The following is a 14080-nucleotide window of genomic DNA, read 5'->3' on the forward strand; positions in this document are numbered from 1 at the left end:
TCCACGAACTCCCCCGCCAGGCAATCCAGTACGACATGCACCCCAGCGCCATCAGTCGCCCGAGAGAAGACCTGCTCGAACTCGGTCGTGCGGGAAGAAGCCAGACGACCGGCGGCGACCCCGAACTCACGCACCACGGGCCACTTGGCCTGACTCGCCGTCGCGAACACCTCCGCACCCAGATGCCGAGCCAACTGCACCGCCGCCATACCCACACCACCAGCAGCGGCATGAATCAACACCGACTCACCCGCCTGAAGGCCAGCCAGGTCCACCAACGCGTAATACGCGGTCAGGAACACCACCGGCACCGACGCCGCCTGCTCGAACGACCAACCACTCGGCATACGCGCCAGCATCCGCGCATCCGCCACCGCCGACGGACCAAACGCCCCATCCAGCAGACCCATCACCCGGTCACCCACAGCGAAGTCCGCCACCCCAGGACCGACTTCCAGGACCACGCCCGCGCCTTCCAGACCCATCTGGCCCGCATCACCCGGATACATGCCCAGCACATTCAGCACATCGCGGAAGTTGACCCCCGCCGCACGTACAGCAACCCGCACCTGACCGCGCTCCAACGGCCGCGACTCCTGCGGCACCAAAGCCACGCCATCAAGCTGCCCCTGTGCCGCCACCTCCATCCGCCACGGCGAATCCGCGCCGGGCGGCGGCACCAGCACACCCCCCGAAGCCATCCGCACCAGCCGGGGCAACCACACCGCACCCCCGCGCACCGCAAACTGCCCCTCCCCCAGAGCCCCGGCAAGCGCCCGGAAGGAAGCCTCCTCACCATCGACGTCGGCCAGTACGAACCGGCCCGGATGCTCACTGATCGCCGAACGCACCAGGCCCCACACCCCAGCGCCCACCAGGCCCGACACCTCGCGAGCACCGTCCTCGGTCGAGGCCACCTCCACCGCACCCGACGTCAATACGACCAGCCGCGACTCCGCGAAGCGCCGCTCGGCCAGCCATGCGCGGACCACGGCCAGCACACCGGCCACCGCGTCGGTGACCTCGGTGTCCGTGGAGCGGAGCGGAAGCACCACGGTGTCCGGGACGGGGGAACCGTCATCCAGCGCGGCGGTCAGCGCGGCCAGATCGGCATAACCGGTCACCGGAACACCCGCGTCGCGCCACCCGCCGGACTCGACATCACCGAGGACCGCCCAACCGGCAGACTCCACAGGCTCCTTGGCCCCGGCCGTCGGCGCAGGAACCCACTCCATCCGGAACAGACTCTCCGCCGTCGGGGAGTTCACCGCCGCCAGGTCCGCGGTCGACACGGGGCGTAGCACCAGGGACTCGACCTCGGCCACGGGTTCGCCCACGCCGTCGGCCACCCGCAGCGCCACCTCACCCGTGCCTCGTGGAGACAGACGTACCCGCACGGCGGATGCGCCCACGGCGGACAGCGACACACCGGTCCACATGAACGGCAGCATCGCGCCCTCGGCCGCCGGTTCCTGGAGCGCCAGGGCGTGCAGCACCGTGTCCAGCAGCGCCGGATGCAAACCGAACCCGGCCCCGTCCTCCGCGAGCGCCTCCGGCAGAGCGGCCTCCACCAACAGGTCCTCGCCCTGCTGCCACACCTCCCGCAGACCACGGAACGCCGGACCGTACGCCAACCCCGCACCCGACAACCGCTCATACAACCCATCCACCGCAACCGCCTCCGCACCCACCGGCGGCCACACCCGCAAATCCCACCCACCAGCAGGAACCCCAGCAACGAGAACACCCGTGGCATGCACAGTCCACGGCTGCTCCGCATCCGCCTCCTCCGGGCGCGAGTAAACCCGCAGCGCACGACGGCCGTCCTCGGCGCCGTCGATGCTCAGCTGCACCTGAACAGCACCGTCCTCCGGAAGGACCAACGGCGCCTGCAAGGTCAACTCCTCGACCCGGTCACACCCGACCCGGTCACCCGCCTGCACCGCAAGCTCAACGAACGCAGTGCCCGGCACCAGGACCGAACCGGCCACCACATGATCAGCCAGCCACGGATGCGACCGCACCGAGAGCCGCGACGTCAGCAACACGGCGTCCGAACCGGCCACCGCAACCGAAGCACCCAACAACGGGTGCCCCGCAGCGCCCAGACCCACGTCATCGAGGTCCGTCGCCGAGCGGGCGGGCCGCAGCCAGTACCGCTGCCGCTGGAAGGCGTACGTCGGCAGATCCACTCGCCGCGCACCGGTCCCGGCGAACACAGCGGCCCAGTCCACGTCCGCCCCACGCACGAACACGTCCGCCACAGCGGTCAGCAGGGTCTCGGCCTCGGCCCGTCCCTTTCGCAGCACGGCCGCGGCGGCAGCGTCGGTGGCCGCCGGTGCGAGGCTGGTCAGCACCGGGTCCGGTCCGATCTCCAGCAGTCGGGTTGCGCTCTGTTCGCCTGCGGCGGTCCGGAGCGCGTCATGGAAGCGGACCGGCTCGCGCACCTGGCGGACCCAGTAGGCGGGGGTCGTCCAGTCAGAATCTGCGAGCGGTTGACCGGTGACGGTGCTGACCGCTGTGAGCACCGGCTGCCGGTAGGTGACCCTCGCGGCGATGTCGGCGAACTCCGCCAGCATCGGCTCCATCAACGGCGAGTGGAAAGCGTGGCTGACGCGCAGCCGCGACACCCGGCGGCCCCGCTCCCGCGCCACCGCCATCACCCGCTCGACCGCGTCCTCGTCACCGGACACCACCATCGACGTGGGGCCGTTGACCGCCGCGACCGTGGCCCCCTCTCCCTCAGGAAGCCCTCCGAGGATGTCGGCGACCTCGGGCTCAGTGCCCTCAATGGCCGCCATCGCACCCCCCGAAGGCAGCGCCTGCATCAACCGGGCACGGCCCGCCACCAACCGGGCAGCGTCGGCCAGCTCGAACACACCCGCCGTGTACGCGGCGGCGAACTCACCGATGGAATGGCCGAACACCGCATCCGGACGCACGCCCCAGGAACGCAACAGCTCGACCAGCGCCACCTGCACCGCGAACAACAACGTCTGCGCGTACCCGGTCTCCTCCAGCAGGGCCGCCTCCGCCGAACCCTCCGCCGCGAACAGCACCTCCCGCACCGGCACACCGAAGCCGGGCCCGCCCGCAAGCTCGGCGTCCAGATGTCCACACGCCTCGTCCAGGGTCCGCGCGAACACCGGGAACTGCTCGTACAGCTCGCGGCCCATGCCGAGTCGCTGGCTGCCCTGCCCGGTGAACATCCACGCCGTACGCCCCTCGCCCACGGCACCCGACACCACCGCATCGCCATCGAGGTCGATGAGGCTTCCGCGCAGTGTGGCGCCCTCGGCGCCCAGCACCACCGCACGGTGCTCCAGCGCGGCGCATGTGGTGGCCAGGGACAGCCCGACGTCGACGGGCGCGACGTCCCGCCCGTCGAGGTAGGCCGCCAGGCGTCCGGCCTGTGCCCGCACCGCCTGGGCGTTCCGGCCGGACAGCACCCACGGCACCACCGGCAGCTCGGCCGTCGGCCGCTCCTCGGCCATGACGGGTTCGGCAGCCGGGGCTTCTTCGATGATGACGTGTGCGTTGGTCCCGCTGATGCCGAACGATGAGACGCCTGCCCGGCGCGGGTGGTCGGTCCGGGGCCATTCCCGGGCCTCGGACAGCAGCTCGACCGCACCGGCGGTCCAGTCCACGTGGGAGGAGGGCTCGTCGGCGTGGAGCGTCTGCGGCAGCCGCCGCTCCCGGAGCGCCATCACCATCTTGATCAGACCGGCGGCACCGGCCGCGGCCTGTGGGTGGCCGATGTTCGACTTGACCGAGCCCAGCCACAGCGGCTCGGCTCCGGCGCGGTCCTGTCCGTACGTGGCCATCAGGGCCTGCGCCTCGATCGGGTCGCCGAGCCGGGTGCCCGTACCGTGGGCTTCGACCGCGTCCACGTCGGACGGCGAGAGGCGCGCGGCGGCGAGCGCCTGCCGGATCACCCGCTGCTGCGACGGACCGTTCGGCGCCGTCATACCATTCGACGCACCGTCCTGGTTGACCGCACTCCCGCGTACGACCGCGAGCACCGGATGCCCCAGGCGCCGCGCGTCGGACAGCCGCTCCAGCACCAGTACCCCGGCGCCCTCGGCCCACCCCGTACCGTCCGCGGCCTCCGCGAAGGACTTGCACCGGCCGTCCCCGGCCAGCCCGCCCTGCCGCGAGAACTCCAGGAACATGCCGGGGTTCGCCATGATCGTCGCGCCGCCGGCCAAGGCCAGGTCGCACTCCCCCGCCCGCAGCGCCTGGCCCGCCAGGTGCAGCGCCACCAGCGCCGACGAGCACGCGGTGTCCACCGACACCGCGGGACCCTCAAGGCCGAGGGCGTAGGCGAGACGGCCCGACGCCACGCTCGGCGTGCTCCCGGTCAGCAGGTAGCCCTCGGTTTCCGCGCCCGCCTCGTGCAGGTGGCCGCCGTACCCGTTCGCGGACACCCCGGCGAACACGCCGGTGGCCGAGCCGCGCAGCGACAGGGGGCTGATCCCGGCCCGCTCCAGCGCCTCCCAGGAGGTCTCCAGCAGCAGCCGCTGCTGGGGGTCCATGGCAAGGGCCTCGCGCGGCGAGATCCCGAACAGCTCGGCGTCGAAGTCCCCGGCGTCCTGTACGAACCCGCCAACGGCCGCGATGTCGTGCAGCGCCCGGGCGTCCCAGCCGCGGTCCGAGGGAAACGGGGTGATGCCGTCTCCGGCGGAAGCCACCAGGTCCCACAGGGTTTCCGGCGAGGTGACGCCGCCCGGGAAGCGGCAGCCCATGCCCACGATCACGATCTGCTCGTCCGCCGCGCCCACCGGGGCGGGGACGGCCGGTGTTCGGGTCGGCTCGATGGCCGCGCCGAGCGCCTCCTCGCGCAGGTATGCGGCGAGGGCGGACGGAGTCGGGTGGTCGAAGATGAGCGTCGCGGGCAGGCGGAGGCCGGTGGCGGCATGCATCCGGTTGCGCAGGTCCACCGCGGTCAGCGAGTCGAAGCCCAGATCCTTGAATGCCCGGGCCGGGTCGATGGCCGCCCCCGACGCATGGCCCAACACACCTGCGACCTCGGTCTGTACCAGCTCCAGCAGCAGTCGGCTCTGTTCGGCCGCCGGCAGCCCCACCAGTCGGCCGCCGAGTTCGCCCCGGCTCGTGATGGTGGCCTGCCCGGCGTCCCGGCGCTGCCGTGCCGCCGGGGCGAGCCCGTGCAGAACGTCGGGCAGGGTCGTGCGGTCCGAGGTCAGCGCGGAGGTGCGCAGGGCGATCGGCAGCGCCAGCGGCTCGTTGATCTGAAGGGCGATGTCCAGCAGGGAGAGCCCGTGGTCGGTCTCCAGGGCGGGGAAGCCCTGGCGCGCCATCCGGAGCAGGTCGGACTCGCCGAGCGTGCCGCCCATGCCCGCGGTGTGGGCCCACATGCCCCAGGCCAGTGACACGGCGGGCAGGCCCTGGGCGCGCCGGGACACCGCGAGTGCGTCGAGCACGGAGTTGGCCGCCGCGTAGGGCGCCTGGCCCGCGTTGCCCACCACACCGGCGATCGAGGAGAACAGGACGAACGCGTCCAGGTCGCGGTCCGCGGTGAGTTCGTGGAGATGCAGGGCGGAATCGGCCTTCGCGGCCAGGACGCGGGCCAAGCGCTCGGGGGTGAGTTCGGCGACGATCCCGTCGTCGAGCACACCGGCGGTGTGCACCACGCCGGTCAGCGGAGCCTCGTCGGGGATCGCGTCGAGGACGCCTGCCAGGGCCGTACGGTCGCTGACATCGCACGCGCTGATCGTGACGCGCGCGCCGAGGGCGGCCAGCTCTCGTTCGAGTTCGCGCGCGCCCGGGGCCTCGGGGCCGCGCCGGGAGAGCAGCGCCAGGTTCCGTACGCCGTGTCGGGTGACCAGATGGCGGGCCACCAGCGCGCCCAGGCCGCCGGTGCCGCCGGTGATCAGCACGGTGCCGTCCTCGCGCCAGGGCGCGGGTACGGTCAGCACGACCTTGCCGACGTGCTTCGCCTGGCCGAGGAATCGCAGCGCTTCCGGGGCCCGGGCGATGTCCCACGTCGTGACCGGCAGTGGCCGCAGCGCGCCGCTCTCGAACAGTGCCAGCAGCTCCGCCAGCATCTCGCCGATCCGCTCCGGCCCGGCGTCCATCACGTCGAACGACGTGTACGACACGCCCGGATGGGCCTCGGCCACCTCGTCCGCGTCCCGGATGTCGGTCTTGCCCATCTCGACGAACCGGCCACCGGCCCGCGTCAACCGCAGCGACGCGTCCACGAACTCCCCGGCCAGGCAGTCCAGCACCACGTCCAGCCCGGCCCCGTCCGTGGCCCGGGAGAAGACCTCCTCGAACTCCGTGGTACGGGAGGAGGCGATGCGCTCGGCGGACACACCCAATTGACGAACGGTCTGCCACTTGGCCNACCCAATTGACGAACGGTCTGCCACTTGGCCTGACTGGCGGTCGCGAACACCTCCGCCCGCAGATGCTGGGCGAGTTGCACCGCGGCCATGCCCACACCACCGGCCGCGGCATGGATCAACACCGACTCGCCGGCTTCCAGCCCTGCCAGATCGACCAGCGCGTAATACGCGGTCAGGTAGACGATCGGCACGGATGCCGCCTGCGGGTACGACCAGCCGGCCGGGATCCGCGCCAGCATCCGCCCGTCGGCGACGGCCGTGGGGCCGAACCCACCGTTCAGCAGACCCATCACCCGGTCGCCGACAGCCCAGTCCGACACCCCCGGACCGACCTCCAGGACCACACCCGCGCCCTCGTGGCCCAGCAGCCCGGCGTCGCCGGGATACATGTCCAGCACGTTGAGCACATCACGGAAATTGACGCCCGACGCCCGGACGGCCACCCGGACCTGCCCCGGGCCCAGCGGCGCCGGGTTTTCGGGCACCAGGGCGACGCCGTCCAGCCGGCCCTTGGCCGCGATGTCCATCCGCCAGGCGGAGCCCGCACCCGCCGGAGGCACCAGCACCCCGCCCGCGTTCATCCGCACCATACGCGGCAGCCAGGCGCGGCCTTCCCGTACGGCGACCTGGCCGGAGTCCGGCCCCGAGAGAGCGGCGGGGAGGACCTCGTACGACTCCCGCGCGCCGTCGACGTCGGCGAGCGCGAACCGGCCCGGGTGCTCGCTCATCGCCGACCGCACCAGTCCCCACACTCCGGCACCGGCGAGATCGAGTGTCCCAGGAGTGCTGTCCTCGGGCCTCACGTCCACGGCGCCGGAGGTCAACACCACCAGCCGCGACCCGGCGAAGTGTTCCTGAGCCAGCCACGCGCGGATCACTGCCGGCACACCGGCCACCGCGTCGCCGACCGCGTCGCCGGTGGCGTCGAAGGGGAGCACGACGGTGTCCGGGACGGGCGCGCCGGCATCGAGCGCGGCGATCAGTGCGTCCAGGTCGGCGTGTGCGGTGGCCCCCGGGACACCGGCGCCCAGCCGAGTGTCACCGAGCACCGCCCAGGCGCCCGGCTGCGTGAGTCCGGTGGTGGTTGTGGCGGGGGCCTCGATCCAGTCGAGGCGGAAGAGGCTGTCCCTGACCGGGGAGTTCGCCGCTGCCAGCTCCCCCGCCGACACCGGCCGCAGCACCAGCGACTCCACCTCGGCCACCGGCGTACCCTCACCATCGGCGACCCGCAAGGCGATCTCACCGGAGTCCCGTACGGAGATGCGTACCCGCACCGCGGCGGCACCGGTCGCCGACAGCGACACCCCGGACCACATGAACGGCAGGGACGCACCCTCGTCGGCCGACTCCCGAAGCCCCAGCGCGTGCAGAACCGAGTCCAGCAGCGCCGGGTGCAGGCCGAAACCGGCCGCCTCGCCGGACAGCGGCTCGGGCAACGCCGCCTCCACGGAGAAGTCGTCGCCCTGCCGCCAGACCTCCCGCAAGCCACGGAAGGCCGGGCCGTAGACGAGGCCCTCGTCGGCCAGCCGCTCGTACAGGCCGTCCGCCGGGACGTGCTCCGCACCGGCGGGCGGCCACGCGGCCAGGTCCCAGTCGGCGGCCAGGCCCGTTCCCGGCGTCAGGGTTCCGGTGGCGTGCAGAGTCCACGGCTCCTCGGCCGCGGCGCCCTCCGGGCGGGAGTACACCTTGAGGGCGCGCCGCTCGTCCGCGGCGCCGTCCGCCGTTTCGACGCTGAGCTGCAGGTGTACGGCCTGCTGTTCCGGCAGCACCAGTGGCGCTTGCAGGGTCAGCTCCTCCACCCGGTCGCAGTTGACCCGGTCGCCCGCCTGTACGGCCAGTTCCACGAACACCGTGCCCGGTACGAGCACCGAGCCCGCCACGGCATGATCGGCCAGCCACGGATGCGACTGGAGGGAGAGCCGTGAGGTCAGCAGCACGGCGTCCGAACCGGCCAGCGTCACGGTCGCGCCCAGCAGGGGGTGCTCGGCCGCGCCCAGGCCCAGGCCACGGGCGTCGGCCACCGGCCGGGAAGCCCCGAGCCAATACCGCTGCCGCTGGAACGCGTAGGTCGGCAGCGCGGTCGTCCGGGCGCCGCTCCCGGCGAACAGGGCGGTCCAGTCGACGTGCGTGCCGCGCACGAACACCTCGGCCACCGCGCCCAGCACGGACTCGGCCTCGGGCCGTCCCTTACGGAGCACCGACGCCGCGGTGACGTCCTCCGCCGCGGACTGCGCGAGCGCGGTCAGCACCGGGTCGGGACCGATCTCCAGCAGCCGGGACACGCCCTGCACGCCCGTCGCGGCCACGAGGGCGTCGTGAAAGCGCACCGGTTCGCGGATCTGACGCACCCAGTACTCCGGAGTCGCCCAGTCCTCCGCGGTCTCCGGCTCGCCGGTGACGGTGCTGAGGGCCGGCAGGTTCGGCTGCCGGTAGGCCACGCCGGCCGCGATGTCGGCGAACTCCACCATGGCCGGTTCCATCAGCGGCGAGTGGAACGCGTGGCTGACCTTCAGCCGGGACACCCGGCGGTGCTGTTCCCGGGCAACGGCCATCGCCCGCTCGACGGCCTGCTGGTCGCCGGAAACCACCACCGCCGTCGGCCCGTTGACCGCCGCGATCGTGATCCGCCCGTCCCCGGGAAGCCCTCGCAGGATGCCGAGGACCTCCTCCTCGCTGCCCTCGATGGCAGCCATCGCGCCACCTGCCGGCAGCCGCTGCATCAACCGGGCCCGGCCCGCCACCAGCCTGGTGGCATCGGCCAGATCGAAGACACCGGCGGCGTACGCGGCGGCGAACTCCCCCACCGAGTGGCCCAGCACCGCGTCCGGGCCCATGTCCCATGACCTCAGCAGCTCCACCAGCGCGACCTGGACCGCGAACAGCGCCGTCTGCGCGTACCCGGTCCGGTCGAGGAGTGCTGCCTCGTTTGAGCCCTCGGCGGCGAACAGCACGTCCCTCACGGGGGTACCGAAGCCGGGCTCGCCCGCCAGTGCGGCCTCCAGGTGTCCGCAAACCTCGTCCAACGCCCTTGCGAACCGTGGGAATTGCTCGTACAGCTCCCGGCCCATGCCGAGCCGCTGACTGCCCTGCCCGGTGAACATCCAGCCCGTACGGCCCTCACGCACCACACCGGACACCACCGAGGCGTCGCCCTCGGCCAGCGCGGCCACGCCCGCACGCAACGTACCCGGATCAGCGCCCAGCACCACCGCGCGGTGGTCCAGCAGCGCACGCGTCGTCACGAGCGACAGCCCCAGGTCCGCACTGGAGTGGTCGCGTTCGTCGGAGAGTTCGGCCAGGCGTCCGGCCTGCGCCCGGAGCGCCTGGGCGCTGCGGGCCGAGAGCACCCACGGGACCACCGGCAGCTCGGCCGTGGGCCGCTCGTCGGCCGTGGCCGGTTCAGCCGCCGGCGCTTCCTCGACGATGACGTGAGCGTTGGTGCCGCTGATCCCGAAGGAGGAGATGCCCGCGCGCCGGGGACGCTCGCCCATCGGCCACCTGCGGGGCTCCCGCAGCAGCCGGACCGCCCCGGCGGCCCAGTCCACCTGGCTCGAGGGCTCGTTCACGTGCAGCGTCCGCGGCAGCCGCTCGGCACGCAGCGCCATCACCATCTTGATGACGCCGGCGACGCCCGCGGCGGCCTGGGTGTGCCCGATGTTCGATTTCACCGAGCCCAGCCACAAGGGCTCGTCCTCCATGCGCGCCTGACCGTACGTCGCCAGCAGCCCCTGCGCCTCGATCGGGTCGCCCAGCCGAGTCCCCGTGCCATGTGCTTCGACCGCATCGACCTCGGCGGCGGAAAGCCGCGCCGACGACAGCGCCTGGCGGATCACCCGCTGCTGGGAGGGACCGTTCGGCGCCGTCAGGCCATTCGACGCACCGTCCTGGTTGACGGCGCTGCCGCGCACCACCGCGAGCACGTGGTGACCACGGCGCCGCGCGTCCGAGAGGCGCTCCAGCACCAGCACCCCGGCGCCCTCGGCCCAGCCCGTGCCGTCCGCGCCGTCCGCGAAGGACTTGCACCGGCCGTCCGAGGCCAGACCCCGCTGGCGTGAGAACTCGACGAACGTCGAGGGCGTCGCCATGACGGTGACGCCACCGGCCAGGGCCGTGTCGCACTCCCCCGCCCGCAGGGCCTGGCAGGCCCAGTGCAGGGACACGAGCGACGACGAACACGCGGTGTCCACCGTCACCGCGGGGCCCTCGAACCCGAAGACGTACGCGACACGTCCGGAGAAGACACTGCCCGCGTTCCCGTTGGCGACGAAGCCTTCCACGTCCTCGGGCAGGGTCTGGAGACGCGAGGCGTAATCGTGGTACATCAGCCCCGCGAACACGCCTGTGGACGATCCTCGCAACGACAGGGGGTTGATGCCGGCCCGCTCCAGCGCCTCCCAGGACGTCTCCAGAAGCAACCGCTGCTGCGGATCCATGGCCAGCGCCTCACGCGGACTGATCCCGAACAGCTCCGCGTCGAACTCGGCCGCGTCGTGCAGGAAGCCGCCCTCGCGTACGTACGACGTGCCCGCGCGGTCGCCGTCGGGGTCGAAGAGCGAGTCGACATCCCAGCCGCGGTCGGTCGGGAAGCCCGTGATCCCGTCCCCGGCGGAGTCGACCAGCTCCCACAGCCCTTCGGGAGAGGTCACGCCGCCCGGGTAGCGGCAGCCCATCCCCACGATCGCGATCGGCTCGTCGTCGGCCATCACCTGGGACGGCCTGGACTCGATGTCCTGGCCGGCCGGCGTCTCCCCCAGCAGCCGTTCGCGCAGGTACGCGGCGAGCGCGGTGGGGCTGGGGTGGTCGAAGACCAGGGTGGCGGGCAGGGTGAGCGCGGTCGCGTTGTTGAGCCGGTTACGCAGGTCCACCGCGGTCAGCGAATCGAACCCGAGATCCTTGAACGCCCGCCCCGGGTCGACCGCACCTGCCGACGCGTGCCCCAGTACCTCCGCCACCTCGGATTGCACCACCTGGAGCAGTACCCGGTCCCGCTCGGCCCCGGACAGACCCGACAGGCGGCGGGCCAGCCCGTTCACGTCGGTGCCCTGGCCCGCGGTCCGGCGCCGGCGGGCCGCGGGAAGGAGACCGTGCAGCGGGGTGGGCAGGCTGTCGCGCCGCGCGGCGAGCGCCGTGGTCCGCAGGGCGACCGGCAGCGCCAGGGGTTCGCCGGTCCGCAGCGCCAGGTCGAACAGTGCCAGCGCGTCCTGGGTGGACAGTGGCGGGAAGCCCTGGCCTCGCAGGCGGGCGATGTTCGCCTCGCCGAGGCGGCCGCCCATGCCGTCGGCGTGTTCCCACATGCCCCACGCCAGCGACACGCCGGGCAGCCCCTGCGATCGCCGGGACAGGGCGAGGGTGTCCAGCACGGTGTTGGCGGCGGCGTACGCGGCCTGGCCCGAGTTCCCGAACACTCCCGCGATGGAAGAGAACAGGACGAAGGCGGTCAGGTCGCGGTTGTCCGCGGTCAACTCGTGCAGGTGGAGAGCCGATTCGGCCTTCGCCGTGAGCACCCGGGCGACCCGCTCCGGGGTCAGGTCGGTGATCATGCCGTCGTCGAGGACACCGGCGGTGTGCACGACGCCGGTCAGGGGCGCGTCGTCGGGTATGCCGCCCATCGCCTCGGCCAGTGCGCGGCGGTCGGCCACGTCGCAGGCGGTGATGGTGACGTCGGCACCCAGGCCGGTCAGCTCCCGCTGGAGTTCGTGAGCACCGGGGGCGTCCGGGCCGCGGCGCGAGAGCAGCAGCAGGTTCCGTACGCCGTGCGTGCTCACCAGGTGCCGGGCCACGACCGCGCCCAGGCCACCGGTTCCGCCGGTGACCAGCACGGTTCCGTGGCTCTGCCACACACCTGGGGCGCCGTCTTCGGAGACGCCGGTCATGCGCGCCATCCGAGGCAGCCACACCTCGCCCCGCCGCACGGCGAACTGGCTTTCCCCGCCGTCGGCCAGGGCCGTCGCCAGGGTGGCGTACGAGGTCGGTTCACCGTCGACGTCCGCCAGGACGAACCGGCCCGGGTGTTCGCTCATCGCCGAGCGCAGCAGGCCCCAGACGCCCGCACCGGCCAGGTCGTGCGCCTCTGCCCCCACCGCCCCGGAGGTCACCACCACCAGCCGGGTTTCCGTCAGCCGCCGTTCGGCCAGCCACTCACGAACGAGCCCCAGCACACGGGAGACCGCTGCGGCGACCGCGGTGTCGGTGCCGCGCGGGTCGTGCGGGAGCGGCAGCAGCACGGTGTCCGGGACGCTGCCGCCCTCGTCGAGGGCGGCGGTCAGCGCGGTGAGGTCGGCGTAGCCGGTCACCGGCACTCCGGCGTCCTGCCACGGGTGCGGATCGCCGAGCACGGCCCAGTCCCCCGGTTCGCCGGTGTCACGACGCTCGGTGGGGGCGGGGGCGGCGGTCCAGTCCAGCCGGAACAGGCTGTCCGAGATCGGCGAGCCCCCGTCGGTGCCCGCGACGAGGTCGGCGGCCGATACGGGTCGCAGCACCAGGGAGCCCACCTCGGCGACCGGTTCGCCCGCCGCGTCCGCCACCCGCAGGGCGATCTCGCCCGAGCCCGGCCCGCCGCGCGGCGAGAGGCGCGCCCGGACGGCAGTGGCGCCCACGGCGAACAAGGAGACGCCGGACCACAGGAACGGCAGGGACGCGGCCCCCTCGGCCGACGGCTCACGTAGCCCGAGGGCGTGCAGGACGGTGTCCAGCAAGGCCGGGTGGAGACCGAAGCCGGTGACGTCCCCCGCGATCTGCTCGGGCAGGACTGCCTCCACGAAGAGGTCCTCGCCCCGCCGCCATACCTCCTTCACGCCGCGGAAACCAGGTCCGTAGGCCAGTCCCGCGTCGGACAGATGGTCGTAGAGGCCGTCGAGTCCATCGGTCGGTACCGGCTCCGCGCCCTCGGGGGGCCAGGCCCGCAGGTCCCAGTCGGCGGCGGGCCGCGCGGTGGTGAGGGTCCCGGTGGCGTGCAGGGTCCACGGCTGTTCGGCGGCGGAGTCCTGCGGGCGTGAGTAGACCCGGACCGTGCGCCGCCGGTCGCCTTCGGCCGGTTCGATGCTGATCTGGATCTGGACCGTGCCGTCGTGCGGCAGGATCAGCGGGGCCCGCAGGGTCAGGTCCTCCACCTGGTCGCAGCCGACCTGGTCCCCCGCCTGCACGGCGAGTTCCACGAACACCGTGCCGGGCACCACGACGGATCCGGCCACCACGTGGTCGGACAGCCACGGATGCGACTGCGCGGACAGCCGCGACGTCAGCAGCACCGTGTCCGATCCGGCCAGCCGCAGCGCGGCCCCCAGCAGCGGGTGCCCGACCGTTCCCAGGCCGAGCCCGCTCGCATCGGTCACGGAGCGGGAGGGCCGCAGCCAGAACCGCTGGTGCTGGAACGCGTAGGTCGGCAGCTCCACCCGCCGGGCACCGGTCCCGGCGAACACCGCGGCCCAGTCCAGCTTCGCGCCGCGTACGAACATCTCCGCCGCCGCGACGAGTACGGACTCGGCCTCCGCGCGGCCCTTCCGCAGCACCGATGCGGCGGAGGCCTCCGTCGCGGCCTGCGCCAGGCTGGTCAGTACCGGGTCGGGTCCGACCTCCAGCAGTCGGCTGACACCCTGTGTACCGGTGGCGCTCTCAAGAGCGTCGTGGAAGCGGACCGGCCGACGGACCTGATCCACCCAGTAGTCAGCGGTCGCCCAGTCCTCTTCACCGACCGGCTCACCGGTGACCGTACT

At 72.9% G+C, this 14080-nt stretch carries 1 protein-coding gene and 3 pseudogenes; all 4 read right to left on the reverse strand.

Translation table 11 applies throughout. The features are described 5' to 3' along the window. The coding region (locus EEJ42_RS52170; RefSeq protein ID WP_123098123.1) for a type I polyketide synthase at positions 1-6335 on the reverse strand (6335 nt) is incomplete at its 3' end. Between the two features lie 380 nt (positions 6336-6715). Then, a pseudogene (locus tag EEJ42_RS54395) lies at positions 6716-8053 on the reverse strand (polyketide synthase dehydratase domain-containing protein); the annotation flags it as partial. Next, a pseudogene (locus EEJ42_RS00880) lies at positions 8042-12892 on the reverse strand (type I polyketide synthase); the annotation flags it as partial. The pseudogenes EEJ42_RS54395 and EEJ42_RS00880, both read right to left, overlap by 12 nt. Next, positions 12884-13822: pseudogene (locus EEJ42_RS54400) on the reverse strand (polyketide synthase dehydratase domain-containing protein); the annotation flags it as partial. The pseudogenes EEJ42_RS00880 and EEJ42_RS54400, both read right to left, overlap by 9 nt. Between the last annotated feature and the right edge of the window lie 258 nt (positions 13823-14080).

It is taken from the genome of Streptomyces botrytidirepellens (assembly GCF_003721215.1).
Lineage (GTDB): Bacteria > Actinomycetota > Actinomycetes > Streptomycetales > Streptomycetaceae > Streptomyces > Streptomyces himastatinicus.